The sequence below is a fragment of the Streptomyces tagetis genome (genome assembly GCF_018069565.1).
GTDB classification, from domain to species: domain Bacteria; phylum Actinomycetota; class Actinomycetes; order Streptomycetales; family Streptomycetaceae; genus Streptomyces; species Streptomyces tagetis.
Map to the genome: position 1 here is coordinate 1658175 of NZ_JAGPNL010000001.1, position 24342 is coordinate 1682516.

Annotated in this window: 24 protein-coding genes; 11 read left to right on the forward strand and 13 right to left on the reverse strand. The window is 73.9% G+C overall.

Features of this window, described 5'->3' with window-relative positions; all coding sequences use genetic code 11:
• Positions 1-143: 143 nt before the first annotated feature.
• Both J5Y05_RS07010 and J5Y05_RS07015 read left to right on the forward strand, forming a co-directional pair.
• A complete protein-coding gene (locus J5Y05_RS07010; RefSeq protein WP_210869134.1) occupies positions 144-1433 on the forward strand; it encodes an ROK family transcriptional regulator in 1290 nt (429 codons plus the stop codon).
• Between the two features lie 75 nt (positions 1434-1508).
• Entirely contained in the window at positions 1509-1946 is a 438-nt protein-coding gene (locus tag J5Y05_RS07015; RefSeq protein ID WP_210869136.1) for a hypothetical protein, read from the forward strand.
• Between the two features lie 112 nt (positions 1947-2058).
• Here J5Y05_RS07015 and J5Y05_RS07020 read toward each other — a convergent pair whose 3' ends face one another.
• Together J5Y05_RS07020 and J5Y05_RS07025 are read right to left on the reverse strand one after the other, a co-directional pair.
• Positions 2059-3090 (reverse strand): SDR family oxidoreductase, encoded by a 1032-nt coding sequence (locus J5Y05_RS07020; protein WP_210869138.1) that lies wholly within the window; start codon positions 3088-3090, stop codon positions 2059-2061.
• Between the two features lie 333 nt (positions 3091-3423).
• Positions 3424-4461 carry a PHP domain-containing protein gene (locus tag J5Y05_RS07025; protein WP_210869139.1) on the reverse strand — a complete coding sequence of 346 codons (1038 nt, stop codon included), beginning with the start codon at positions 4459-4461 and terminating at the stop codon, positions 3424-3426.
• A 344-nt stretch (positions 4462-4805) separates the two neighbouring features.
• Here J5Y05_RS07025 and J5Y05_RS07030 point away from each other — a divergent pair, with 344 nt between their 5' ends.
• Positions 4806-5042: a hypothetical protein gene (locus tag J5Y05_RS07030; protein WP_210869141.1), complete on the forward strand. Its 237-nt coding sequence runs from the start codon at positions 4806-4808 to the stop codon at positions 5040-5042.
• On the opposite strand, the gene J5Y05_RS07035 is transcribed toward J5Y05_RS07030, so the two are convergent.
• From J5Y05_RS07035 to J5Y05_RS07055, 5 genes are all read right to left on the reverse strand, one after another.
• Positions 5039-6184 (reverse strand): family 16 glycosylhydrolase, encoded by a 1146-nt coding sequence (locus J5Y05_RS07035; protein WP_307853746.1) that lies wholly within the window; start codon positions 6182-6184, stop codon positions 5039-5041. The two genes, J5Y05_RS07030 and J5Y05_RS07035, sit on opposite strands and share 4 nt — an antisense overlap.
• Before the next feature lie 131 nt (positions 6185-6315).
• Positions 6316-6855: a VanZ family protein gene (locus tag J5Y05_RS07040; protein ID WP_210869143.1), complete on the reverse strand. Its 540-nt coding sequence runs from the start codon at positions 6853-6855 to the stop codon at positions 6316-6318.
• Between the two features lie 83 nt (positions 6856-6938).
• Positions 6939-7601: a DUF4230 domain-containing protein gene (locus J5Y05_RS07045; protein WP_210869145.1), complete on the reverse strand. Its 663-nt coding sequence runs from the start codon at positions 7599-7601 to the stop codon at positions 6939-6941.
• Positions 7602-7718: 117 nt separating this feature from the next.
• The gene (locus tag J5Y05_RS07050; RefSeq protein ID WP_210869791.1) at positions 7719-8105 is read right to left on the reverse strand and encodes an anti-sigma factor antagonist; all 387 of its coding nucleotides are present in this window, start codon (positions 8103-8105) and stop codon (positions 7719-7721) included.
• Between the two features lie 224 nt (positions 8106-8329).
• Positions 8330-9271, reverse strand: a complete 942-nt coding sequence (locus J5Y05_RS07055) for an NADP-dependent oxidoreductase (RefSeq protein WP_210869147.1) — start codon at positions 9269-9271, stop codon at positions 8330-8332.
• 410 nt (positions 9272-9681) lie between these two features.
• Between J5Y05_RS07055 and J5Y05_RS07060 the strand changes: the two genes are divergently transcribed.
• From J5Y05_RS07060 to J5Y05_RS07080, 5 genes are read left to right on the forward strand one after another with little or no spacing between them, the layout of a single operon-like run.
• Positions 9682-11460, forward strand: a complete 1779-nt coding sequence (locus J5Y05_RS07060) for a sensor histidine kinase (protein WP_210869149.1) — start codon at positions 9682-9684, stop codon at positions 11458-11460.
• A 5-nt stretch (positions 11461-11465) separates the two neighbouring features.
• Entirely contained in the window at positions 11466-11876 is a 411-nt protein-coding gene (locus tag J5Y05_RS07065) for a roadblock/LC7 domain-containing protein (protein ID WP_030420414.1), read from the forward strand.
• A complete protein-coding gene (locus J5Y05_RS07070; RefSeq protein ID WP_030420415.1) occupies positions 11873-12244 on the forward strand; it encodes a DUF742 domain-containing protein in 372 nt (123 codons plus the stop codon). The genes J5Y05_RS07065 and J5Y05_RS07070 overlap by 4 nt, the downstream gene beginning before the upstream one ends.
• Positions 12225-12830, forward strand: coding sequence for a GTP-binding protein (locus J5Y05_RS07075; RefSeq protein WP_210869151.1), 606 nt, complete (start codon positions 12225-12227; stop codon positions 12828-12830). Before J5Y05_RS07070 ends, J5Y05_RS07075 begins: the two co-directional genes overlap by 20 nt.
• Positions 12827-14071: a cytochrome P450 gene (locus J5Y05_RS07080; protein ID WP_210869153.1), complete on the forward strand. Its 1245-nt coding sequence runs from the start codon at positions 12827-12829 to the stop codon at positions 14069-14071. Before J5Y05_RS07075 ends, J5Y05_RS07080 begins: the two co-directional genes overlap by 4 nt.
• A 41-nt stretch (positions 14072-14112) precedes the next feature.
• Here the strand turns inward: J5Y05_RS07080 and J5Y05_RS07085 are convergent, their stop codons facing one another.
• The 4 genes from J5Y05_RS07085 to J5Y05_RS07100 all read right to left on the reverse strand — a co-directional run bounded on the left by J5Y05_RS07085 (position 14113) and on the right by J5Y05_RS07100 (position 17806).
• Complete coding sequence (locus tag J5Y05_RS07085; protein ID WP_210869155.1) at positions 14113-15144, reverse strand: 7-epi-alpha-eudesmol synthase; 1032 nt, start codon at positions 15142-15144, stop codon at positions 14113-14115.
• A gap of 507 nt (positions 15145-15651) precedes the next feature.
• Positions 15652-15978: a DUF4235 domain-containing protein gene (locus tag J5Y05_RS07090; RefSeq protein WP_210869156.1), complete on the reverse strand. Its 327-nt coding sequence runs from the start codon at positions 15976-15978 to the stop codon at positions 15652-15654.
• 96 nt (positions 15979-16074) lie between these two features.
• Positions 16075-17100: a glutathione S-transferase family protein gene (locus J5Y05_RS07095; RefSeq protein WP_210869158.1), complete on the reverse strand. Its 1026-nt coding sequence runs from the start codon at positions 17098-17100 to the stop codon at positions 16075-16077.
• A 256-nt stretch (positions 17101-17356) separates the two neighbouring features.
• Positions 17357-17806, reverse strand: a complete 450-nt coding sequence (locus tag J5Y05_RS07100) for a nitroreductase family deazaflavin-dependent oxidoreductase (protein ID WP_210869160.1) — start codon at positions 17804-17806, stop codon at positions 17357-17359.
• Positions 17807-18276: 470 nt separating this feature from the next.
• Here J5Y05_RS07100 and J5Y05_RS07105 point away from each other — a divergent pair, with 470 nt between their 5' ends.
• The 3 genes from J5Y05_RS07105 (at position 18277) to J5Y05_RS07115 (ending at position 20729) form a co-directional block, all read left to right on the forward strand.
• On the forward strand, positions 18277-19458 hold the full coding sequence (locus J5Y05_RS07105; protein ID WP_210869162.1) for a cytochrome P450: 1182 nt from the start codon (positions 18277-18279) through the stop codon (positions 19456-19458).
• 13 nt (positions 19459-19471) lie between these two features.
• Entirely contained in the window at positions 19472-19678 is a 207-nt protein-coding gene (locus tag J5Y05_RS07110; RefSeq protein WP_210869164.1) for a ferredoxin, read from the forward strand.
• Positions 19679-19760: 82 nt separating this feature from the next.
• The gene (locus tag J5Y05_RS07115) at positions 19761-20729 is read left to right on the forward strand and encodes an aldo/keto reductase (RefSeq protein ID WP_210869166.1); all 969 of its coding nucleotides are present in this window, start codon (positions 19761-19763) and stop codon (positions 20727-20729) included.
• Positions 20730-20820: 91 nt separating this feature from the next.
• Here the strand turns inward: J5Y05_RS07115 and J5Y05_RS07120 are convergent, their stop codons facing one another.
• Together J5Y05_RS07120 and J5Y05_RS07125 are read right to left on the reverse strand one after the other, a co-directional pair.
• Positions 20821-21471 carry a DUF4232 domain-containing protein gene (locus tag J5Y05_RS07120; RefSeq protein ID WP_210869167.1) on the reverse strand — a complete coding sequence of 217 codons (651 nt, stop codon included), beginning with the start codon at positions 21469-21471 and terminating at the stop codon, positions 20821-20823.
• Positions 21472-21611: 140 nt separating this feature from the next.
• Complete coding sequence (locus tag J5Y05_RS07125; RefSeq protein WP_210869169.1) at positions 21612-24017, reverse strand: SpoIIE family protein phosphatase; 2406 nt, start codon at positions 24015-24017, stop codon at positions 21612-21614.
• Between the last annotated feature and the right edge of the window lie 325 nt (positions 24018-24342).

Sequence of the window (24342 nt, forward strand, 5' to 3'; positions counted from 1 at the left end):
CGGCGGAGGGCCGGGCGACCGGTTTTCCGCCCGGCGATCAGGGCACCGGGAGTTTCAGAGCATGAATTAAGGGCGGAGGAAAGTCGCGGCCGGTCCGGGGGCAGAGGTATGTTGCCAGCCGGACCCGGTTCGGGAGGAGCCATATGGCGGGGCGCAACGGACGTACGGTACGCGACCTCAGGAGGGCCAACCGCACGGCCGTACTCCAGCGGCTCTACTTCGAAGGACCGCTCAGCCGCTTCGAACTGGGCCCGGCGACCGGGCTGAGTTCCGGCTCGGTCAGCAACGTCGTCGCCGACCTGGTCGCCGACGGCCTGGTCCAGGAGGCCGGCAGCGTCGACTCCGACGGCGGGCGGCCCCGCACCCTGCTCAAGGTGGTGCCCGGCAGCGGCCACATGATCGGCGTCGACGTCGGCGAGACCCGGGTGCGCATCGAGCTGTTCGACCTCACCCTCACCGAACTCGCCCGCGCGGAACGCCCGCTGACCCGGCGCGGCCACGAGGTCGAGGCCATCGTCGGCCACATCCGCGACGGCGTGGCCGAGGTGCTCGCCGCCGCCGGACTCGCCCCCGAGCGGCTGCTCGGCGTCGGGATCGGCGTCCCCGGCATCGTCGAGCACACCCCCGAGGACGGGGCCGTCGTGCACGGCCAGACCATCGGCTGGGACGCGGTGCCGCTGGAGCGGCTGCTGCGCGCCGGCTCCCCGCTGCCCGAGACCGTCCCCTGCTTCATCGACAACGGCGCCCGCACCCTCGGCCAGGCCGAGATGTGGTTCGGCGCCGGCCGCGGAGCCGACAACGCGGTCGTGGTCCTCTTCGGCTCCGGCGTCGGCGCCAGCCTGGTCACCCCCGAGGTCGAGCAGGGCCGGGCGGTCGAGTGGGGACACCTGACCGTACGGGTCCGCGGACGCCGCTGCCGCTGCGGGGCGCTCGGCTGCCTGGAGGCGTACGCGGGCGCGGAATCGCTGCTGGCCCGCTGGCGCGAGGCGGGCGGCGTGGTGCCGCGGGACACCGACGAGGAGACCGCGCTGACCGGGATGCTCGCCGCCGCCTATCCGCCCGAGGGGACCGCCGCCGACCCGGTCGCGCTCTCCGTGCTGGAGGAGACCGCCGAGTACCTGGGCGCCGGGCTCTCCGACCTGATCAACCTCTTCCAGCCCGAGCGCATCCTCATCGGCGGCTGGGCCGGACTCCAGCTCGGCACCCGCTTCCTGCCCGCCGTCCGCCGCCACGCCGTCTCCTACGCCCTGCGCCACCCCGCCGAGAAGGTCACCGTCGACCTCGGGCGGCTCGGCCCCGACGCGGTCACCGTCGGCGCCGCGATCCTGCCGCTGGCCGACTTCTTCGCCCGGGGCGGCCGGCGTCCCGACCCGGAGCCGAGGAACCCGCCCCCGGCCTGGAGCACAGCCCTGAAGGAACGGGCCCCGCGCTGATGTTTGGCCGGACCGGGTCCCGGTTACCCGGTACCGCTGGACCAACGCGGGGATGCCGACGGAAGGGAGACCGCCGTGACCGATCACCGCCTCGAAGGACCCGGCGAGAACGGCTCCCCCGTCCCCCGGGACATGCAGGACCAGCAGGCCGGCAGCGGCGAGGACCCGTGGGAGGCCGCCCCGAAGCGCGCGGCGCCCACCCGGCGCGCGCGGACGGAGGAGAGCGAGCCGCACCCCGACGAGCAGGGCGAACGGGAGGAGCGGGGCGAGCCCGGTGAGCCCGGTGTGACGGACGAGTCCGAGGGGGCGGACGAGTCCCCTACGGCCGGTGGACCCGGTGATCCCGATCCCGATCCCGGGAGCGATACCGGTCCCGGTCCTGCTCCTGGTCCCCCTGTTCCCGATGGGCCGGATGTCCCCGACACGGACGAGGCGGGGACCGGCCGCCAGGGCGCCCCGCACTCCGGCGCCGTACACCCCGAACACCCGGTGCCGGACGAGTCCCCGGGCTGACGGCCCCCGCGGCCTCCGGCACCCGCCTGCGGCCCGGCTTCCGAGCACCGCCCGCGGCCCGGCGGAGTACCCCTCCGGCCGGGTCGCGGGCGTGCCGCTCGTGCCGCTCGGCTCAGCTCGCCCTGCGGCCCCGCAGCGGCGCCGTCTCCGCGCCCGCGCCCCGGCGCAGTCCCTCCAGGAACTCCTCCAGCACCTGCGGGGCCGTACGCTCCGACCGCCAGCCCAGTTCCTCCCGCGCCCGGGTGCAGTCCAGCAGCGGCAGCCGCAGCACCGCGTCGAACAGGTGCGGGGAGGCGGGCAGCAGCCGCAGCCCCCACGCGGCGGCCATCGCCGTACGGGCCGCCGCGCGCGGCAGCCGCACCGGCCGCCCGCCGGTCATCGCGGCCAGCGTCCCCGCGTCCACCGGCGGCTCCGTCGCCAGGTTGAACGGACCCCGCGCGTTCGCCGAGCGCACCGCGAGCCGGTACGCGTGGGCCGCGTCGTCGGTGTGCAGCACCTGCACCCGCAGCCCCGGCACGTCCGGCAGGACGGGGAGCAGGTCGGGGCGGGCCATCGGGCCCGGCAGGAACCGGCCGGCGAAGATCCGGCGCTGCTCGCTCGCCGACTCCCGCTTGAAGAGGAAGGCCGGCCGCATCCGCACCACGCGCATGCCGGGATGGTCGTGCTCGTAGGTGTCCAGGACGCGTTCCAGGTACGCCTTCTCCCGGCAGTAGGCCGCGTCCGGCCAGCCGTGCGTCGGCCACGACTCGTCCACGGCGTGGTCCTTCGGGCCCGGTGAGTACGCGCCGACCGAGGAGGCGTGCACGAGCGCCGTCACCCCGGCCGAGGCCGCCGCCTCGAAGACGCGCAGCGAGCCGAGCACGTTGGTCCGCCACGTCGTGGCCGGATCGTGCGTCGGCTGGAAGGCCCAGGCGAGGTGGATCACCGCGTCGGCGCCCGCGAAGTGCCCGGCGAGGTCGTCGTGCTCGGCGGCCAGGTCGACCGAGGCCCACTCCGTCCTCGGCGGCGCCCGGTCCGGCAGCCGCCGGGCCAGCCCCAGCACCGATGCCACCTCGGGGTCCTCCGCCAGCAGCCGCACCACGCTGGTGCCGACGTTGCCGGTGGCGCCCGTGACCACGATCCGTCCGCCCGTCGTGCCGCTCACCGTGCGCTCCTCTCGCCGGGTGCTCCTCGCGGGCCACCGGGTACCCCGTCCGGCTCCGGGCAAAGAAGAGCCCCGACCGGATGGGGGGATCACGGCCGGGGCGGTCCGGGGTGGATACGGATGGCGGTCGCCTCCCGGCGAAGGGCTCCACGGGGCTTCAGCCGGACGATCGTCCCCGTGGGCGGAAAGGTGAGGCCCGAGGACACTGCTCCATCCGCACCCACATCCCTTTCAACGGACCGGCGGCCGTGGGTGTTCCCTGTCTGCGGGGATCTGCGGTGATCCGTCTCACTCGCACACCGATTGCCGGGTTTCCCGTCCCTTGCGCCGTCCTCAGGGCGCCGTCACTCCGGGCGGTGTGCGTCCCTCCCGGGTCCAGGCCAGCAGGTCGGGCAGCGGCCAGGTCGTCACCACCCGCTCCGGGGGCACCCCGCACTCCTCCGCCCGCGCACAGCCGTGGATCTGCCAGTCGAGCTGGCCCGGGGCGTGCGCGTCGGTGTCGACGGAGAACAGCACCCCCGCCGACACCGCCCGGCGCAGCAGCCGGCGCGGCGGGTCCAGCCGCTCCGGGCGGCTGTTGATCTCCAGGGCGGTGCCGGACTCCGCGCAGGCCGCGAAGACCTCGTCCGCGTCGAACTCCGACGGGGGCCTGCCCCTCCCGGTCAGCAGCCGCCCCGTGCAGTGCCCGAGCACGTCGGCACGGGGATGGCGGACGGCGGCCACCATCCGCCGGGTCATCGCACGGGCGTCCATGCGCAGCTTGGAGTGGACCGAGACCACGACCACGTCGAGCCGGTCCAGCAGTTCCGGCTCCTGGTCGAGGGAGCCGTCCTCCAGGATGTCGCACTCGATGCCGGTCAGCAGGCGGAACGGGGCCCACGTCTCGTTGAGCCGGGCCACCACGTCCAGTTGCTCGCGCAGCCGGGCCGGGGAGAGCCCGCGCGCCACCGTGAGCCGGGGCGAATGGTCGGTCAGCGCCGCCCACTCGTGCCCGAGCGCCGCCGCGGTCCGGCCCATCTCCTCGATCGGGCTGCCGCCGTCGGACCACTCCGAGTGCAGGTGGCAGTCGCCGCGCAGCAGGGACCGCAGCCGCTCCCCGCCCCGGGCGAGCGGGGCGGTCGCCTCGCCCTCCAGCCGCTCCAGATAGCCGGGCACCCGCCCGTCCAGCGCCTCCCGCACCACTTGGGCCGTCTTCGGGCCGACGCCCTTGAGGGTCTCCAGCGCCCCGGTGCGCGCCCGCTCGGCCACCTCGCCGTCGGGCAGCGCGCCCAGCACCCGGGCCGCGGTGCGGAAGGCCCGGACGCGGTAGGTGGGCTCCTGGGAGCGCTCCAGCAGGAAGGCGATCCGCTCCAGCGCCTCGACGGGGTCCATCGCCACCTCCTCGCTCGGCACCTCCAGCGTTGCCCAGCACCCGGCGGACCGCACGACGACCGGACCGCCACCGCCGGGGACCCGCCACCGTCCGGGGACCCGCCACCGCCGGGGACCCGCCACCGTCCGGGGACCGCCACCGCCGAGGACCCGCCACCGTCCGGGGACCCGCCACCGTTCGGGGACCCGGTGCGCCCCGAGGGCCCGCGGCCTCGTGGACATGCCGAGGGGCCGGAGCGTGCGTCCCGGCCCCTGGTTCGAACTGTTCGAATGCGGGGGTGCCGTTCCCCGCCGCCGGACCGCTCACGAGGCCGTCGCGGCCGGTTGCGGCCTACCCTCTAGGCATGACCGAAATCGCGAGCCCGCACATCGGCAGTCCGCGGATTCTCGTGCTCGGGGTGCAGCCCGGCACGCCGCCGTTCCGGATCATGGAGATCGACGGACAGGTGGTCGGCGAGGCGCGGACCGTCGTCGACGTACTGGAGACCGCCGCCGCCTTCGGCATCGTGGTCCACGACCTCGACGACCCGGACGTGGTGCGCTGGGTGGGCGGGGACAAGTTCACCTGGACCCCGCGCTAGGCGAGGCCGGTCCGGGCCCCGGTCACCACCCAGCGCTGGGCGGCCGACCCGTTGCAGTCCCACAACTGGACCGGGGTGCCGTCGGCCGTGCCGCCGCTCGCCACGTCCAGGCACTTGCCGAGCGCCCGGATCGTGCCGTCCGAACCCACCGCCCACTGCTGGGCCGCGGTGCCGTTGCAGTCGTAGAGCTGGACGGGCGTGCCGTTCGCGGAGTTCGCGGCGGCCACGTCCACGCACTTGCCCGCCAGGCCCCGGATCGCCCCGCCGGCGGGCGAGTCGCCCGTCGTCACGGAGACGTGGTCCACGACCAGGGTCTGCGGGAAGGAGGTGGAGCCGTCCGGGTCGCCGGGCCAGTAGCCGCCGACCGCCAGGTTGAGGATGAGGAAGAACGGCTTGTTGAACGCCCACTGCCGGCCGCCCAGGTCGGCGGGGGTGCGGCGCTGGTAGACGTTCCCGTCCACCGACCACGTGATCGAGTCCGGCGCCCAGTCGACGGCGAAGGTGTGGAAGCCGTCCGCGAACGCCTGACCGCCCGGCAGGGTGTAGCCCGCGCCGATCCCGTCCGCGCCGGAGTACCCCGGGCCGTGGATCGTGCCGTGCACGGTGGACGGTTCGAAGCCGACGTTCTCCATCACGTCGATCTCACCGGAGTTCGGCCAGCCGACCTGGCCCAGGTCGTTGCCGAGCATCCAGAACGCCGGCCACATGCCCTGCCCGCGCGGCACCTTCATCCGGGCCTCCACGTGCCCGTACTGCGCGGTGAACTTGCCGGCCGTGTTCAGCCGGGCCGAGGTGTACTGGCAGGTGCCGTACCAGCACTGGTAGTTGGACGGGTTCTCGCGGCGGGCCGTGATGACCAGGTGGCCCTGGCCGTCCAGGGCGGCGTTCTTGTTGCCGGAGGTGTAGTACTGCCGCTCGTGGTTGTTGACGTTGTCGCCGGTCTCCAACTGCCACTTGGAGGAGTCCACGGCGGCACCGGCCGGACCGTCGAAGGTGTCGGAGAACGTCACCGCGGCGGGCGCGGCGGCGGCCTGGGTCTCCGGCCGGGTCTCCGCCTGGGCGGGACCGGTCACGACGGAGGCGGCCAGCCCGGCGGACAGGGCGGCGAGGAGACATCTGCGGAGCAGGCGTGGACGGGCCACGGCTCTCCCTTCCGTACGGCGCCCCGCTGTCCGGGGGCGCCGACCGAGGTGGGGGGTAAGGGTGACGCCCTTGATTTAAGAAGTGAGATAAGGGCCCGTCAATACCTTGGTCCATACCACCTGTCATTCCGTTACGTACGGCGCCGCCGCGCGTGCACCGCCCGGCTCATCCGCCGGCCCAGGAGCAGGTAACCGGCCAGCGCGCCCGTGCTGTTGAGGATGACGTCGTCGATGTCGAAGGCCCGCCCGGTGACCAGCGCGCCCTGCGCGAACTCCACCAGCAGCATCACGGCGGCCGTCAGCAGCAGTAGGCGCAGCGCGCCGCGCGCCCCCGGGGCGACCAGCGGGACCAGCACGCCGAAGGGCACCCCCAGCAGCAGGTTGCCGCCGACCTGCTTGGCCGCGTCGCGCAGCGCGGGCTGGTCCAGGTAGGCGCGCAGCGAACGGCCCGGCCGCAGGTTCGTGTGGACCAGCGCCTCCGAGGCGGGGGAGGGGTGCAGGGTCAGCCGGGCCAGGACGACGGCGAACGCCACCATCACCACGAAGGCGCAGGCCGTCACCAGCAGCCGTAACGCGAGGGCGGCGGGCCGCCGTTCGGGCCGGACGGCCTCCTCGCCCGCGCGGGCGTCGCGGGAGCGGGAGAGGAGGCGCGGACGTGGAACGGTACGCATGGATCGGCCCTCCGGTCGTCGACTCCCCCGCGTGGTAAAGCGGTTACCCGGCGAAGCCGCGGGGATGCCGGCCCGGTACCGGCTCAGGAACCGTAGGTCACCCGTACCTCCTCGAAGCCGAGGGAACGCAGCAGTCCCTGGAGCATCGCCGTGGTGTTGCTCTCGGCGCGGGTCTTCAGCTCGCTCTCGGCCGCCGCCTCGGCGATGTGTCGTGCCGCGAGCTTCTGCACCGCCTGCTCGCCGTTGGGGTTGTCGGAGAACAGGTCGCCGAGCCGGTCCAGCAGTCCGCGCTGCTTGGAGACGGCGTAGGAGTGGTCGGGGTCGAGGGCGGGCTTGCCGAGTGTCGCGTGCGGCAGGCGGAGCGTGGCCGAGGTGCGCTCGGCGTCGACGCTCACGTCGTCCTCCCCGACCGCGCCGAGGTCGACGTAGGCGTCGACGGTGCCCGCCCCGACGTACAGGGTGCGGGTGCCGCGGAGCGCGTCGGGCAGGAACCGGGCGTCCTTCTCCAGGTCGACGACGACCTGGAAGGTGCCGGAGGCCGCCTCGTACCGGGAGATGTCCCGGACGGACTGGAGCAGCGCCGGGCCGGAGCGGTCGTGGCTCTCGCTGCCGAACAGGTCCTTCAGTCCCGGTACGACGCTGAGCCGGAGCCCCGCGAAGAGCACGGCGAGCACCAGCACGACGGCGCTGACCGCCTTGACCCAGCCGGGCACGCGGCGAGGGAGGCGCTTGATCGGAGACGTCATGGCGACGGCCCTCCTTCCTCCTGACCGAATGCCCGTCATCTCCCGTCCCAGGCAAGCCGGTTGAAGCCTCGGGGGGAGGAGCGGGGGCACGAGGGGGCGCGCGCGGGGGCGAGTCGGTCAGCGCTCCGTCCGGTCCGCCTGCGGCCGGCCGGGGCCGAGCGCCGTCTCCAGGTCCGGCCGCGGCGGCAGCACCGAGGACAGACCGGTGATCCGCAGCATCCGCAGCGTCAGCGGGTGGGCGCACACCAGGTGCACCTGCCCGCCGCCGGCGAGCACCCGTCTGCGGGCCCGGTGCAGCAGCCGCAGCCCTGAACAGTCGAAGAACTCGACACGGCCGAGGTCGAGCACGACCAGGGCGCCGGGCCGTCCCGTCTCCCGGTCCAGGAGCGGGCCGATCTCCGCGGCGGAGGCGATGTCGATCTCGCCGCGGAACTCCAGCACGGTGTGACCCCGGTCCTGGTGGACCCGCAGGTGTTGGGTGAGCGACACGGATTCCCGCCGCACGACGCCACCGCCTCCAGCATGCTCCACGGATGGGCTCCGTGGGGGCGGGACTGCCCCAACGGTCTTTGCTGTTCAGCAAGTTACCCTTGTTGAGGAAAATTTGAGCATGTTCGGCCGACATATGTCGCCGGATTTTCACATCGTGGGGAGTCCGTCAAGAACGGTCATCCCATGAGAACGGTCATCCCATGGGCACGGTCAGCACGGTCACTCCATGGCCACGGTCACTCCATGACGAGGACCAGCTTGCCCCGCGTCCGGCCGGTCTCGCCCCGCCGGTGAGCCTCGGCCGCCTCGGCGAGGGGGAAGGTCCCCGCGATCGTGGCCCGCAGCCGCCCCGACTCGACCAGGCCGGTGATCTCCCGCAGTCCGGCGCGGTCGGAGTCGACCAGCATCCGCACCGCCCGCACGCCGAGCCGGTCGGCCTCCTCCAGGAAGGCGTCCGGGCCGACGGGCAGGATCGACACCACGATCCCGCCGGGGCGCAGCACCCGCAGCGAGCGCATGCCGGTGTCGCCGCCGATGGTGTCCAGGACCACGTCGACGTCCTTCACCACCTCGGCGAAGTCGCTCTCGCGGTAGTCGAGCGGTTCGTCCACGCCGAGGGAGCGCAGGAAGTCGTGGTTGGCGGCGCTCGCCGTGCCGATCACGTGGGCGCCGCGCGCCTTCGCGATCTGCGCCGCCACGTGACCGACCCCGCCGGCCGCCGCGTGGATCAGCACCCGCTGCCCCGGCTCCAGCCCCGCCCGCTCGACCAGGGCCTGCCAGGCGGTGAGCGAGACCAGCGGCAGCGCGCCCGCCTGGACGTGGTCGATCCCCGCCGGCCTCGGCGCGAACACCCGCGCCGGCGCGGTCACGTACTCCGCGTGGGAGCCGTGGCCGTACGGGTAGGACAGCATGCCGAACACCTCGTCGCCCGGCCGGAAGGCGGCGACGCCGATCCCCACCGCCTCCACCGTGCCCGCGACGTCCCAGCCCAGCACGTAGGGCGGCTCGCCCAGGAAGCCCCCGGTCGCCCGGTGCTTCCAGTCGGTCGGGTTCACCCCGGCGGCGCGCACCCGCACCAGCACCTCGTTGGCGCGCGGTTCGGACCGTTCCAGCCGGATTTCCCGCAGCACCTCGGGTCCGCCGAGGGTGTCCTGACTGATGGCGCGCATCGTGTTCATCCAGGGCCTCCGAAACGCCCCCGGCCGCGGCCGGGGGGAAGGGGAACGCCTCCCGCGGGCAGGGGAGACGCCGGGAGCGCGACCCCGGCGCGAAGCGCCGGCGACGCACCGGCCGGGGTCGGCCCGGCCGGTCCCCAGAGCCTAGAACTCTCTCGCCCGGCGAGCGAACGAACGCTCCCGGTGGGCTGATGTAACCGACTTTCCGGTCTTGCGCCCCATGGCGGAGCGTGACGGAATCCTCACATCCCATGATCTGCGGAATTGATCTTTTCCGCTTCGCAACCGATAAGCTCCGGACCGGCGCCGCGAGTTGACACGTCGTATGACGGGTCGATCCGTGGTGCGTACTCATGAGTGCGGTGCCCTTGCCACAACCCCCTTGTTCGACTGGTTTGCTTCGAAGGACGCAGATGGAACTCGCCACTCCGCCACCGGCGGCGCGGGCCCCTGTCGCCTGGCACAGCTGGTGGCTCATGCCACTGGGTCTGGGCGGCGGAACGGTGGCCGCTACATTCATGAGCTCGGAGCGAATATCCACCGCCGTGGCCGGCGCGGTGGCGACGGCTGCCGGCACCGCGTGCGTACGGCTCCTGCTGCGCACCCGTGCCCAGCTCGGCCGGGCCGAGGCGGCCCACCGCGCCGCGCAGACCGAGCACTCCCAGCAGTGGCAGCAGCACGTGGCCGGCCTGGAACGGAAGTTCGCGGCCGAACGCGCCTCCCAGGAGGAGCTGCTCGCCGAGCGGACGCAGGGGTACGAGACCCAGCTCACCGAGGTCTCCCGGGCCTACGAGGCACGGCTGGCCGAACAGGCCGCCGCCTACGAGACCCGGGGCGCCGAGCAGGTCGAGGCGTGGCGGGAGCAGGTCGAGCGGCAGCTCGCCGCGGTCGCCCGGCTCGCCGACGAGCAGCTTCCCGGCGCGATGCGCCGGCTGCGGGCCGGCGACGCCATCGACGACATCCTGCCCGACATCGAGCGGGGTGCGGAGATCGGCGCCGAGCTCCAGACCGAACTGCGCAAAGTCCTGCGGACGGCGCTCATCGGCCTGGAGGCGGAGTTCGACCGCTCCACGTCGGCCGAGCAGGCGGTCATCAGCGTGGGCAACCGTATCCACGTTCTGACCAGCAAACTCCGCGGCCGGCTGCACGAGATGCAGGGCGAGCACGGGCGTCTGCCCGCGGTCGCCCGCGGCCTCATGGAGCTGGACCAGGCGATCGGCCCCGCCGACTGTCTCGCCGCCAGCATCGGCGTGCTCGGCGGCTCCGACCGCCCCGGCCGCCAGTGGCAGGAGCCGCAGCGCCTGCTCAGCGTGGTGCGCGGCGGCATCGGCCGGATCAAGGACTTCCACCGCGTCCAACTCAGCCACCTGCCCGAACTGGGCGTCGACGGCGGCCTGGTGGACCACCTCACGCTGATCTTCGCGCACCTGCTGGACAACGCGGCGCGCTACTCGCCGCCCACCGAACCCGTGGTGATCTCCGGCAAGGAGGTCCCCAACGGCGTCGGCATCGAGATCCAGGACTCCGGCAAGGGCCTCAACGAGGAGAAGAAGCGCGAGGCCGAGCACGCCCTCGCGGGCACCGCCCCCGGAGCGGGTCTCGGCGGCATCTCCGAGGACGCCAACATCGGCCTCCGGGTCGTCGGCACCCTCGCCCGCCGCTACGGCATCCGCGTCACCTTCGCCGACTCGCCCTGGCTGGGCACCTCGGTCGTGGTGGTCGTACCGCACAAGTACTTCAGCCCGCTGCCCACGGCGGCCACCCCGCCCGCCGCCCCCGCCGCGCCGAGCGCCCCCGCCGTCCCCGCGGCCCCGCCGGCCCCGGCCGGTCTCGGCGGCCTCGCCGACGCCGGTGCCTTCGGCGGCCCGGCGGACACCCCGCACCCCGACCCCGCCGAGGAGGCCGTCGACACGACGCCCGGGGGCCTGCCCCGCCGGCGCAGCCGGAGCGCACCGGCGCCCGGCGCGCGGCCGGAGCGCTCCGGGAGCCCCGACCGTACCGGCCGGACCGAGGGGACAGCCGTCTCCGCGGTGCCGCCGGACGCATCCTTCTCCGGTCTCGCCGCCTTCGCCACCGCCGGACGTGACTCCGGCGCGGCGGGCGGTACGTCCCCCACGCCCGAGACCGTGGAAGACCGCGAACCGAACCCCGGTGGCGCGTCCACCGAGCACCGCACTGAAGAGAGCGACTAGTCCCCATGACGCACCAGGGAACAGACGTGAGCTGGGCGCTCCGCGACCTTGTGGAGAGCATCCAGGAGATCCGCTTCGCGCTCGTGGCCTCCAGCGACGGCAAGGCCATCACCTCCTACGGCGCCGAAGACCCCGACGACGTGGACCGGTTCGCCGCCGTGGTGGCCGGCCTCCAGGCACTGGCCCAACCGGTCGCCGAGCAGTTCCCGCAGCACGCGGGGCAGCTCCGGCTGGCGATGATCGAGGTGGACGGCGGGCACCTCTTCGTGGTCCGCGCCGGTATGGAGACGTACCTCGGCGTCCTTGCCCGCGAGGGCCTCGACCAGGGGCTGCTCGGCCATCAGATGCGGGACCTGGCACGCCGGATGGGTGAACTCCTCGGCACCACGCCGCGTCTGGAGGAGCACTCTGGATGAGTGCTCCCCGCCGACCGTCCGATCCGTCCGGGCTCGAGCGCTACTACGTCCTCACTGGTGGGCGCAGCGGGCCGGGCGGATCGGCGTCGACCCTCGACGTGGCGACCCTCGTCGTCGCCCGTGCCGTTCCCTTACCGGGCATGCAGCACGAACACACGGAGATCCTCCGCCGCTGCCGTGACCCGCTGTCGGTGGCCGAGCTCGGCGCCCACCTCCACCTGCCCTTCAACATTCTCGCGGTGCTGCTGTCGGACCTCTTGCAGGCCGGCCGCGTCGAAGCCCGTGATCCCATCCCGGCACACGACGCCGGTCGCGGGCCCGACCTCGCGCTCCTTGAGGAGGTACTCAGTGGACTTCAAAGGCTTTGACCGATCCGGGCGGCCGGAGGCCGGGGACACCCGCTCGGTGAAAGTGATGATCGCCGGAGGGTTCGGTACGGGCAAGACCACCATGGTGCGCTCGGTCAGCGACATCAAGCCGCTGACCACCGAGGAGACGCTCACCCAGGCCAGCGCCGACGTCGACCACCTGATCGGGGTCGCCGACAAGACGCAGACCACGGTCAGCCTGGACTTCGGCAAGATCAGCCTCAACGACACACTGATGCTGTACCTGTTCGGAACGCCGGGCCAGGAACGCTTCTGGTTCCTGTGGAACGGCCTCTTCAAGGGCGCGCTCGGCGCGGTCGTCCTGGTGGACACCCGGCGGCTGGCCTCCAGCTTCCGGGCGATCGAGGAGATGGAACGGCAGAACGTGCCCTTCGTCATCGCCCTCAACGTCTTCCCGGACTCCGAGGAGTACCCGGTGGACGAGATCCGGGACGCCCTGGACATTCCCCCGCACACCCCGGTGGTCGCCTTCGACGCCCGTGACCGGTCGGCGAGCCGCGATGTGCTCGTCACCCTCATCCGGCACCTGAAGGACCGGTCGGCCGCCGCACTGGAGTCCCGATGAACGACCAGACCCCGCCCGAGCCCTCCGGCGGCCGGTGCCCCGTCGCCCACGGCGACGGAGCCACCCGGCTCTACGGCCCGGAGGCGTCGACCGACCCCCACGGCATCTACGCGCGGCTGCGCAAGGAGCACGGCACGGTCGCCCCCGTGCTGCTGGAGGGCGACGTCCCCGCCTGGCTGGTCCTCGGCTACCGGGAGAACCGGCGGGTGCTGGACAACCCGCTCCAGTTCAGCCGGGACTCGCGGATCTGGCGGGACTTCGCCGAAGGACGGGTGGAGCCGACGTCCCCGCTCATGCAGATGGTGGGCTGGCGGCCGGACTGCGTCTCGCAGGACGGCGAACCGCACCGCCGGCTGCGCGGGGCCGTCACCGACAACATCTACGCGGTCGCCGGGCGGGGCATCCGCCGCCACGCCACCCACTTCGCCAACAAGCTGATCGACGCGTTCGCCGTCTCCGGCCGCGCCGACCTGGTCGAGGACTTCGCCGAGTACCTGCCGATGCTGGTGCTCACCCGGGTCTTCGGCCTGGCCGAGCGGGAGGGCCGCAGCCTGGCCGAGTCCAGCAGCCTGGTCCTCAAGGGCGGGGCGGACGCCCTCACGCACAACGACCGCATCATGGCGATCCTCGGCGAACTCGCCGCCCGCAAGCGGGACGAGCCCGGTTCGGACTTCACCACCGGGCTCATCGAGCACCAGGCCGGGCTCGACGAGGACGAGATCGTCAACCACCTGCGGCTGGTGCTGATCACCGCCCACACCATGACCAGCAACGTGCTGGCGCGGGTGCTGCAAATGGTCCTCACCGACACCTCGTGGCTCTCCGGGCTGGTCAGCGGCCAGCTCACGCTGGCCAGCGTGGTCGAGGAGGTGATGTGGAACCAGCCGCCGCTCACCGTGCTGCCGGGGCGGTTCGCCACCGCCGACCTGGAGCTGGGCGGCTGCCCGGTCAAGGAGGGGGACCTGCTGGTGCTGGGCCTCGCGGCCGGCAACCACGACCCCGAGATCCGCCCGGACCCGGAGGTCTCGGTCCAGGGCAACGCCTCGCACCTGGCCTTCAGCGCGGGCCCGCACGAGTGCCCCGCGCAGAACATCGGCCAGGCCATCATCGAGACGGCGGTGGACGTCCTGATCCACCGTCTGCCGGGACTGCGGCTCGCCGTCCCGCCGGCCGAACTCACGTCCACCGCCTCCACCTGGGAGTCGAAGCTGGACCACCTTCCGGTCGAGTTCGCCGTCTGATACCGCCGCCCGGCCGGTCCCCCGGCCGGGCGGCGCGCGTCTCACACCGTCAGCAGGTCGTCCACCGACCCCCGCCCGGCCTGTTCGGCCGTGGCCACCGGGCCCTCCTTCGCCGCCGCGTACCGGCCGCTGGTCAGGGCCCATTCGTAGTTGCCGTTGATCCAGTGCCGGATGGCCTCCACGCCCATCCGCACCAGCTCCCGCTCCTCGGCGCCGAGCCCCAGCTCGTCGCACATCCGCGGGACCTCGGCCTCCCGCGCGAGGTACTCGTCCAGGGCCGTCCTGGTCATCCGGTACGCCTCGTCGGCCGCCTCCTCCCAGGAGCAGTCGCGCTCCCGGTGCAGCACGGCGATGAGGTTGTGGCCGTCGCCGCGGCGCCGCTCGCGCTCGAAGGAGTGGATGTCGTTCATGAAGCCGATGGTGTCGGCGGCCAGGTCCCGCATCCGCTCCATCAGGGGGTGGCCCATCACCGCGGGCGGCACCTCGAAGCGGCGGCTGCGCTCGCCCGCGTCGATGCTGTGGTGGATGCCGACCGTGCGGCGGCGGAAGACGGCGTACTCGTCGAGGCCGAGCTTGCCCTCCAGCCCCTGGGCGGCCAGGTCCACCTCCTCGCAGTGGGCCACGAGGAACCGGCCCCAGGAGGCCGCGAACCGGGTCTGCCAAGTCAGGGACATGCCATCCGAGAGCTGTTCCCAGACCTCAGCCCAGGCCAGGGTGATGGGGCAGACCACGCGGGGCGCGGTGCCCGCGGGGCGCAGCGGGGTCGCGATCAGCTCGCGGGCCACCTCGGCTATGCGCTCGGCGCGGTCCGGCCGGCTCGCGTCGAACTGGTCGTCGAAGAGGAAGGCGAGGGAGAACCAGTTCATCAGGACGACCATGTCGTCCGCCGAGGCGTGCGGATAGGTGCGGGCCGCCGCCTCGGAGAGGTCCCAGGATTGGTATTCCTCGAATCCGGCCCGGCTGCGTACCAGCCCTGTCTCGCGCACCCAGCGCAGATGGCGCTCGCGGGCGGTCGCCAGATGCGGGCTGACAGGGGTGTCGAAGGGCATGTCGAAGCGGACGTCCTGAGGCATGGGTTTCCTTTCGGGAGACGATTGGCGCAGAGTCCCCCCGCCCTGCGAGCGGGCGGCCCGGGGACCGCACGCACACTCGAACTGGGCTTCGCGGTCGATAAGTTGAACCGCGAAGCGGTAGCAGGCTGCCCCCACCGTAAATGATCTACACAACTCTCGGTGGTGATCTTCGTTACTGTGTGCTCCCGACGTGGCCGCTAGGCTTCGGGCCTTTTGCCCGACGGCCGGGCCGTTTCCGCCGGTTGGGGATGTCCGCACGGACGGCCGAGCCGGCCCCGCCCGGAGGACTCCCTCCTGGCCCACCCGGACGTCCGCGCGGAGCATCTCGACGCGGCGGAGCGTCAGGTGGTGGCGCCGGGCGGACGCCCGGCGGAGGCGGGGGACGCGTACGGCCCGCGGGAGGAGCGCGGTTCCAGCGGTCCGGCGGCCCGCTCCGTCGCGCTGCGCGCCGGGGCACCCCGCCGACGGCGCCCCGGCGGGGCCGAGCCGACGTCGGCGGGGGCGGGCTCACTGTGCCTTGACGGCGCCCTTCTCCTCGGCGGACTTCTTCTGGCTCACCGGCCAGGTGCCCGTGGAGCGGGCGATGGCCTTGGCGCCGGTCCGGTCCACGGCGCTGCGCACCACCGCGAAGATGGCGCCCTGCACCGCCGCGGCGAGCAGGATCTCGCCCCAGCTCCGGTCCGGGTCCAGGGGCTCGGGGGCGTCGTCCTCGTGCCGGATCAGCTTCCAGGTCCGCTGGAACGCCAGCCCGGCCAGGGCGCCGCCCACCCAGCCCAGCACCAGGCCGGCGGGCTGGTAGGCGAGGGGCAGCTTCTGCTTCTTCTTCTTGCCCACGTCGGTCTCCTTCGGTAGTGCCGGTGGTGCCGGTGGTGCCGCGGTGCGGTGGCCCGCCCGGGAGCGGCCGGGCCGGGGGCCGGGCGGCGCCCCGGGTCAGGGCCGGCCGGCGGCCGGCACCTCCTCGCCGGCCGGGACCGGCCCCGGCGGCGTCCCGTCGCCGAACGGACGGCCGCCCAGCTCCTCGCGGTGGTGCGGGGTGAGCCAGCCGCCCAGGTCCGGGCCGAGCGGCACGATGCCGCTCGGGTTGATGCCGGTGTGCACCTGGTAGTAGTGCCGTTTGATGTGGTCGAAGTCGACGGTGTCGCCGAAGCCCGGCGTCTGGAACAGGTCCCGGACGTACGCCCACAGCACCGGGTTCTCCGCCAGCTTCCAGCGGTTGCACTTGAAATGGCCGTGGTAGACGGCGTCGAAGCGGACCAGCGTGGTGAAGAGCCGGATGTCGGCCTCGGTGATCGTGTCGCCGACCAGGTAGCGCTGCCGCTCCAGCCGGGGCACCAGCAGCTCCAGACGCCGGAAGACGTCCGTGCAGGCGGCCTCGTACTCCTCCTGGCCGGTGGCGAAGCCCGCCCGGTACACCCCGTTGTTGACGTCCTGGTAGACGCCCGCCATCACCTCGTCGATCTCCTCGCGCCGCCGTGACGGGTACAGGTCGGGCGCCCCGGGCCGGTGCAGCGCGCTCCACTCGGTGGCGAGGTCGAGGGTGATCTGCTGGAAGTCGTTGGTGACCAGTCGCCCGCTGGGCACGTCCACCACCGCGGGGACGCTCACCCCGCCCGGGTAGCCGGTCTCCCGCCGGTCGTACGCCTCGCTGAGGTAGCGGATGCCGAGGACCGGGTCGCGCCCGCCCGGGTCCAGGGTGAAGCGCCAGCTCCGGTCGTCCTGGACCGGGTCGGCGACCGCCAGGGACAGCGCGTCCTCCAGCCCGAGCAGCCGCCGTGAGACCAGGGCCCGGCTCGCCCAGGGACAGGCCCGGCTCACCACCAGCCGGTAACGGCCGGCCTCCACGGGCCAGCCGTCCCGGCCGTCCGCCGTGATCCGGTCGGCGAAGTGGCTCCGGGACCGTTTGAAGGACTTCCTGCCGTACGCGCTGTTGCCGGGCGTGCCGCCGTCGCCGCTCATCGGTGCTGCCTCCCTGTGGTGGTGCCTGGTGGACACGTTCCCCTTTTTCGCCGCCCGGCACGGACGGACCGCGACCAGGGGAGAGAAGGGGGCGTCCCGAGGGGGGCGGGTGTGCCGGGGCGGGCGGAGGCGGCGGACGGCCCCGCCGCGACGGGGGAACGCGGCGGGGCCTGACCCACGTCTGCCCGCCCCGGCCCGGGTCCATTCCCGGCCCGTTCCCGCGAGGGGGCGCCCGCCGCCCCGCCGGGTCCGAGGGTCAGATCTGCCCGGCCGGCTCCAGGACGAAGACCGGGATCTCCCGCTCCGTCTTGCGCTGGTAGTCGGCGTACGACGGGAAGGCCGCGACCGCCCGCTCCCACCACTCGGCCTTCTCCGCGCCGGTGACCTCACGGGCCGTCATGTCCTGCCGGACGGGGCCGTCCCGCAGTTCCACGTGGGGATCGGCCTTCACGTTGAAGTACCAGACCGGGTGCTTCGGCGCCCCGCCCAGGGAGGCGACCACCGCGTACCGGCCGTCGTGCTCGACGCGCATCAGCGGCGTCTTGCGGAGCTTCCCGCTGCGGGCGCCCCGGGTGGTCAGCAGGATCACGGGCAGCCCCGTGTCCCGCAGAGTCGTCCCCCGCGTACCGCCGGAACTCTCGTACAGCTCGACCTGCTCGCGCACCCACTGCGTCGGGCTGGGCTCGTACTCGCCCTCAAGAGGCATGGCATCCGTCCCCTCGTCGTCTCCTACGGCTGACCGGCACCGCCGCCCCCGTCCCGCGGTGCCCGTTCCATCCCTACCGCACCCGTCCCGTCCGCGAACCCCACCGGCACCGGGAACCGCCGCAGGAGCACGGGGAACACGGGGGAGCGCCGCCCTCCGCCACCACGGCGGCGCGCGCCGGGGAGCCGCGCGCCCCGGCGAGATCCGGCGGAGCGGGGCCGCCGGCGGGCGAACCGATCAGGCCACGCCCCGCGCGGCCGGGAGCGCCGCCCCGTCCGCCGTACGGGCGAGGCGACCGCCGCGCCGACCGGCCCCCGCGTCGTACGGGCGCCCTGGGCCGCCGCCGGTGACGGCGATCCCCGGCCAGTTCGCTCCCGCAACGCATCTGGCCGAACTTCGCGTCGCCGCTTGGATGCCCAAGGCATCTAATGGCGGGCGTCACGACGCACCCTTCGTCTGCGAGGTCATCCATGACGGACACGGCGCAGCCCGTCGCCTTCCCCCAGGACCGGACCTGCCCCTACCAGCCGCCCCCCGGATACCGGCCCCTGCGCGAGGCCCGGCCGCTGGCCCGCGTCACCCTCTTCGACGGCAGCCCCGCCTGGCTGGTCAGCGGCCACGGCACCGCCCGGCGCCTGCTCGCCGACCGGCGGCTCTCCACCGACCGCACCCGCGACGGCTTCCCGGTCACCACCGCACGCCTGGCCGGCCTGGTCCGCCGCACCACCGCCCTGCTCGGTGTCGACGACCCCGAACACCGCGCCCAGCGCAAACTGGTCCTTCCCGAGTTCACCCTCAAACGCGCCGCCGCCCTGCGCCCGCGCATCCAGGAGATCGTCGACGCCCGGCTCGACGCCATGATCGCCGGCGGCTCGCCCGCCGAGCTGGTGAGCGCCTTCGCGCTGCCGGTGCCCTCCATGGTGATCTGCGCCCTGCTCGGCGTCCCCTACGCCGACCACGACTTCTTCGAGGAGCAGTCCCGCCGGCTGCTGCGCGGCCCCGACTCCGCCGACGTCGCCGATGCCCGGGACCGGCTGGAGGACTACCTCGGCGACCTCGTCGACCGCAAACGGGAACACCCCGGCCACGGCCTGCTCGACGACCTCGTCTGCCAGGGCGTCGACCGCGAGCAGACCGTCGCCCTCGCGGTCATCCTCCTGATCGCCGGCCACGAGACCACCGCCAACATGATCTCGCTCGGCACCTACACCCTGCTCTGCCACCCCGAGCGCCTGGCCGAACTCCGCGCGGACCCCTCGCTGCTGCCGGGCGCCGTCGAGGAACTGATGCGCGTCCTGTCCATCGCGGACGGACTGCTCCGGCTCGCCACCGAGGACATCGAGGTCGACGGCGAGACCATCCGGGCCGGCGAGGGCGTCGTCTTCGCCGGCTCCGTCATCAACCGCGACGAGAGCGTCTACCCCGACCCGGACGCCCTCGACTGGCACCGCCCGGCCCGCCACCACGTCTCCTTCGGCTTCGGCATCCACCAGTGCCTCGGCCAGAACCTGGCCCGCGCCGAACTGGAGATCGCCCTGCGCGCCCTCTTCACGCGGCTGCCCGGACTGCGCCTGGCCGTCCCGGCCGAGGAGATCCCCTTCAAGCCCGGCGACACGATCCAGGGGATGCTGGAACTCCCCGTGGCCTGGTAGGAGGGGCCCGACCATGCGGCACGACATCGGCATCGACCACGACCTGTGCATCGGCGCGGGCCAGTGCGCGCTGACCGCCCCCGCCGTCTTCACCCAGGACGACGACGGGGTCAGCGCCCTGGTGCCCGGCCGTGAGGACGGCGGCGGGAGCCCCCTGGTGCGGGAGGCGGCACGCGCCTGCCCGGTGGGCGCCATCACCGTCACGCCCCGCGCCGGCTGACCCCCACAGGGCTGCTCCCGCCCTCGCCGGAGGACCACGGCGTACCCTCCCTGGAAGTGATCCCGAGGGCAGGAGCAGCAACGTGGAGTATGTGAAGCTCGGTTCGACGGGCCTGGACGTGTCGCGTATCTGTCTGGGCTGCATGACCTACGGCGTCCCCGGCCGCGGCCCGCACGAGTGGACCCTCGACGAGGACGCCTCGCGCCCGCTGATCCGGCAGGCGCTGGAGGCGGGCGTCACCTTCTTCGACACGGCCAACGTCTACTCCGACGGCACCAGCGAGGAGATCGTCGGCCGGGCGCTGCGCGACTTCGCCCGCCGCGACGAGATCGTCCTCGCCACCAAGGTGCACGGCCGGATGCGCCCCGGACCCAACGGCGCGGGGCTCTCCCGCAAGGCGATCATGACCGAGATCGACCACAGCCTCCGGCGGCTGGGCACCGACTACGTCGACCTCTACCAGATCCACCGCTACGACCCGGACACCCCCGTCGAGGAGACGATGGAGGCCCTGCACGACGTGGTGAAGGCGGGCAAGGCCCGCTACATCGGGGCCAGTTCGATGTACGCCTGGCAGTTCTCCAAGGCCCAGTACACCGCCGAGCGGCACGGCTGGACCCGCTTCGTGTCCATGCAGAACCACTACAACCTGATCTACCGCGAGGAGGAGCGCGAGATGCTGCCGCTCTGCGCGGACCAGGGCGTCGGCGTCCTGCCCTGGAGCCCGCTGGCACGCGGACGCCTCACCCGGGACTGGGACACCGCCACCCCGCGCAGCGCCACCGACACCTTCGGGGAGACCCTCTACCAGGAGGGCGACCGCGCCGTCGTCGAGACCGTCGGCCGCATCGCCGCCCGGCGCGGTGTGCCGCGCGCCCAGGTGGCCCTGGCCTGGCTCCTGCACCAGGACGTGGTGACGGCACCCCTCGTCGGCGCCTCCCGGCCGGGGCACCTGGAGGACGCCGTGGCCGCGGTCGGCCTCGCCCTGGACGCCGAGGAGATCGGGGAACTGGAGCGGCCCTACCACCCGCACCCCGTCGCCGGTCACTGAACGGGCACGCCCCCGGGACGGCCCGCGCCGCCCCGGGGGCCCGAGGGTGCCCGGTCTCAGGGCCGTACGAGAACCGGCTCACGACCGCGCCTCAGGGTCCCGTGCCCGCCTCCAGCGGGCCCAGCCGCACCGCCGAGGCGTTGCCGCCCACCGGGACCTCACCGCCCGTCCACCGCACCGTGAGCGAGTCCCGCTCGTCCGGCGGGGTGACCAGCAGCGACGCCGGGATGGCCGTCCGGGCCCCGCTGATCCGCGGGCTGGAGAACGACAGCCCCGACCAGGCGCTCGCGCCCGGCGCCAGGGTCAGCGTCACCGGCGAGGCGGGCGTCCGCACCGGGTCCGGGCCGAGCTGCCTGCCGGAGGCGTCCACGAAGGCGGCGCCCGGGTAGCCGTGCACCGTGCAGGCGCGCTGCGAGACGTTGGTCAGCACGACCGGGAAGTTGCGCTGTCCGGCGCCCGGGTCGTCGCGGCCGACCGAGGCCCGCAACTGCGCCGTGTGACAGCGGTCGCCGGTCCGCCCGGAGGCGGAGGCCGACGCCGCGGTGTCACCGGGCACCGCACCGGCCGGCGGGGCGCTCCGGCCCGCTGAGGTACCGGCGGTGCCGGACGGGCGTCCGGCCGTACCGGACGGTGCCGCGCTCGCCGTGCCGCCGGCCGCGCCGCAGGCGGTCAGCGCGCCCAGCACGGCGACGGCGCTCGCGATCAACGCCGTCCGGCGGGCGGACGGGGACGTCTTCGCCATGGCTCCTCCACACTGTCGTGGGTCGGTCGGGTACGGTCCCGGCACCGGCGCTCCCCGGGCAGCCGCGCTCCCGGGTACCTGTGCGCAGGGCGTACACCCGTTCCCTTCGGGTGTCCCGCGACACGGCGGGGAAACGGCGGTCAGGTCTCGCCGAGCAGGTCCAGCTCCGCCCAGATGGTCTTGCCCTCCGGGGTGTGCCGGCTGCCCCAGCGCTGGGTGAGCTGGGCGACCAGCAGCAGACCGCGCCCGCCCTCGTCCCAGGTCCGGGCCCGGCGCAGGTGCGGGGCGGTGTGGCTGGCGTCGGAGACCTCGCAGATCAGCGTGACCGCGTCGTGGATCAGCCGCAGCCTGATCGGCGGAGAGCCGTACCGGATGGCGTTGGTGACCAGTTCGCTCACCACCAGCTCCGCGGTGAACGACGTCTCCACCAGCGCCCAGGCGGCAAGCTGCTCGACGACCTGCTTGCGGATCGGGGCCACCAGCGCCGGATCGGCCGGGACGTCCCAGGTCGCCACCTGGGACGCGGTCAGCCCGCGGGTGCGGGCCAGCAGCAGGGCCACGTCGTCCTCGATGCCGCCCGGCGGCAGCAGCGTGTCCAGCACCCGGTCGCAGGCGGCCTCCAGCGAGCCGCCGGGCCGCGCCAGCGCCTCGCGCAGCCGCGTCAGGCCGTCCGACGCGCCGGTGCCGCCGGCGGGCAGTCCGGCGTAGCCGCTCTCGCCGCCGCCTGTCAGCCCGTCGGTGTAGAAGGCGAGCACACTGCCCTCGCGCAGCTCCAGCTCGGCCGACTCGTACGGTAGCCCGCCCACGCCCAGCGGCGGTCCCGAGGCCATCTCGACCAGCTCGGGCGGGCCGTCCGGCGGCACCAGGACCGGCGGCGGATGTCCGGCCCGCGCCAGCGCGCAGCGCCGCGACACCGGGTCGTAGACCGCGTACAGACAGGTGGCGCCGGTCTCGCCCGCGCCGTCGTCGCCGCTCTCCTCGGAGAGCCGGACCACCAGATCGTCGAGGTGGGTGAGCAACTCGTCGGGAGTGAGGTCGATGTCGGCGAGGGTACGGACGGCGGTGCGCAGCCGGCCCATGGTCGCGGATGCCTGGATGCCGTGGCCGACGACGTCCCCGACGACCATGGCGACCCGCATCCCGGAGAGCGGGATGACGTCGAACCAGTCGCCGCCGACCCCGGAGCGGGCCGCCGGCAGGTAGCGGGAGGCGGTCTCGACGGCGGGGCTGGCGGGCAGCGTCCGGGGGAGCAGGCTGCGCTGGAGGGTCAGCGTCGTCTCCCGCTCGCGGGAGTAGCGGCGGGCGTTGTCGATGCAGACGGCGGCGCGGGCGGTGACCTCCTCGGCCAGCAGGGCGTCGTCGTGGGTGAAGGCGCAGGGGTGGCGGTAGCGGGCGAAGACGGCGATGCCGAGGGTGGTGCCGCGGGCCTGGAGCGGTACGGACATCGTCGAGTGGATGCCGTACTCCTCGATGCGGGAGACCCGGATCGGGTCCCAGGCCCGCCACCGGTCGAGGTCGCCGGAGGGCACCGCGGAGACGACGGTACGGCCGGTGAGCAGCGACTCGGCCTGCGGGGAGCCGGCCGGATAGTGGTCCAGGCGGCCCGGCCGCGCCACCGCCTCGGGACAGCCCGGGGTGATGGACCGGTGGGCGGCGCGGCGCAGCGGGACCGGCGGTCCGGGCAGCCCGGCCGACTCGCCGTGCTCCAGGGCGTCGAGGAGGTCGACGCTGACGAAGTCGGCGAGCGTGGGCACGCAGACGTCGGCCAGCTCCTGTGCCGTGCGGGTGACGTCGAGGGTGCTGCCGATGCGCACGCTGGCCTGGTTGACCAGTTGCAGCCGCTCGCGGGCGAGGTGCTGCTCGGTGAAGTCGTGGGCGCTCACGCAGACCCCGCGCACCCGGCCGGCGGAGTCGGTGAGCGGGGAGATCTGGGCCTGCCAGGCGTGGGCGCGGGTCTCGCCGGGCGCCTGGTAGTACGTCTGGAGGTCGGCCGCGCGGCCGGAGGCGAGGACCTCCCGCATCCGCTTCTCCAGCTCGGCGTTCTGCGGCCGGCCGCCGATGTCGGTGGGGCGCAGCCCGCGCAGGCGGTCCGGCGGCAGCTCGGTCAGCCGGGCCATCGCGTCGTTGATGCCGCGCAGCCGCAGCGACTCGTCGAAGATCATGGTGGCGCAGGGCGACTGCGTCAGCGCCGCCCGCACGAGCGGGTCGTCGGGCTGTTGGGGGCCGTGGTCCAGCGGGGAGACGACGAGCCAGTCGCCCGCCTCGCCCTGCTCGGCCGGTCTGCGGTGGGCCAGCACCCACACCGGCACCCGGTGTCCGTCGCGGTGGCGCAGCTCCAGCGTGCCGCTCCAGCGGTCCTCGCCGGGGGGCGGGGGAGCGGCGGCGGGTCCGTCGGCCAGCAGGGCGGCGGCGGGGCCCGCGACGACCTCGGCGGCGGTGTGGCCCAGCAGCAGCCGGGCGCCCTCGTTCCACGCGCGCAGGGTGCCGGAGGCGTCGACGACGGCACGGGCCGCGGTGGCATCGTCGAACGGGTTGACCGGGCTCATCCTCGCCACTCCATTGCGCACACTCACAGTGAACAGGCGCGTCACTTGGGTTTCCAGACTAGTGTCTCCGGGCCTCGCGCGGGCCCGGACCGGCCCCCGCGAAAGGCCCCCGGAAGCCGTCGACCGGGCCCCGTACAGGGCGGAAACCGGCCGCCACGGGAGGGTGACAAGTCCGGTCCGCACCGTTGACGCGGTGTCATGTCTGCTACAAGCATGGGGCTCCCCCTGTCTTTGGGAGCGCTCCCATGGAGCCCTGTGGAGTTCCGTGACGTCCCGTGGAGTTCCGTGAGGTCCCCTGGAGTGCCGCCCGCCCCTCCACCCGAGG

Excerpts from the sequence above, each read along its gene's own strand:
- J5Y05_RS07055 (WP_210869147.1), bottom strand. The coding sequence starts at position 9,271 with ATGAACACGATGCGCGCCATCAGTCAGGACACCCTCGGCGGACCCGAG.
- J5Y05_RS07110 (WP_210869164.1), top strand. The coding sequence starts at position 19,472 with ATGCGGCACGACATCGGCATCGACCACGACCTGTGCATCGGCGCGGGC.
- J5Y05_RS07060 (WP_210869149.1), top strand. The coding sequence starts at position 9,682 with ATGGAACTCGCCACTCCGCCACCGGCGGCGCGGGCCCCTGTCGCCTGG.
- J5Y05_RS07080 (WP_210869153.1), top strand. The coding sequence starts at position 12,827 with ATGAACGACCAGACCCCGCCCGAGCCCTCCGGCGGCCGGTGCCCCGTC.
- J5Y05_RS07085 (WP_210869155.1), bottom strand. The coding sequence starts at position 15,144 with ATGCCTCAGGACGTCCGCTTCGACATGCCCTTCGACACCCCTGTCAGC.
- J5Y05_RS07030 (WP_210869141.1), top strand. The coding sequence starts at position 4,806 with ATGACCGAAATCGCGAGCCCGCACATCGGCAGTCCGCGGATTCTCGTG.
- J5Y05_RS07070 (WP_030420415.1), top strand. The coding sequence starts at position 11,873 with ATGAGTGCTCCCCGCCGACCGTCCGATCCGTCCGGGCTCGAGCGCTAC.
- J5Y05_RS07100 (WP_210869160.1), bottom strand. The coding sequence starts at position 17,806 with ATGCCTCTTGAGGGCGAGTACGAGCCCAGCCCGACGCAGTGGGTGCGC.
- J5Y05_RS07045 (WP_210869145.1), bottom strand. The coding sequence starts at position 7,601 with ATGACGTCTCCGATCAAGCGCCTCCCTCGCCGCGTGCCCGGCTGGGTC.
- J5Y05_RS07010 (WP_210869134.1), top strand. The coding sequence starts at position 144 with ATGGCGGGGCGCAACGGACGTACGGTACGCGACCTCAGGAGGGCCAAC.
- J5Y05_RS07095 (WP_210869158.1), bottom strand. The coding sequence starts at position 17,100 with ATGAGCGGCGACGGCGGCACGCCCGGCAACAGCGCGTACGGCAGGAAG.
- J5Y05_RS07065 (WP_030420414.1), top strand. The coding sequence starts at position 11,466 with ATGACGCACCAGGGAACAGACGTGAGCTGGGCGCTCCGCGACCTTGTG.
- J5Y05_RS07105 (WP_210869162.1), top strand. The coding sequence starts at position 18,277 with ATGACGGACACGGCGCAGCCCGTCGCCTTCCCCCAGGACCGGACCTGC.
- J5Y05_RS07120 (WP_210869167.1), bottom strand. The coding sequence starts at position 21,471 with ATGGCGAAGACGTCCCCGTCCGCCCGCCGGACGGCGTTGATCGCGAGC.
- J5Y05_RS07040 (WP_210869143.1), bottom strand. The coding sequence starts at position 6,855 with ATGCGTACCGTTCCACGTCCGCGCCTCCTCTCCCGCTCCCGCGACGCC.
- J5Y05_RS07025 (WP_210869139.1), bottom strand. The coding sequence starts at position 4,461 with ATGGACCCCGTCGAGGCGCTGGAGCGGATCGCCTTCCTGCTGGAGCGC.
- J5Y05_RS07125 (WP_210869169.1), bottom strand. The coding sequence starts at position 24,017 with ATGAGCCCGGTCAACCCGTTCGACGATGCCACCGCGGCCCGTGCCGTC.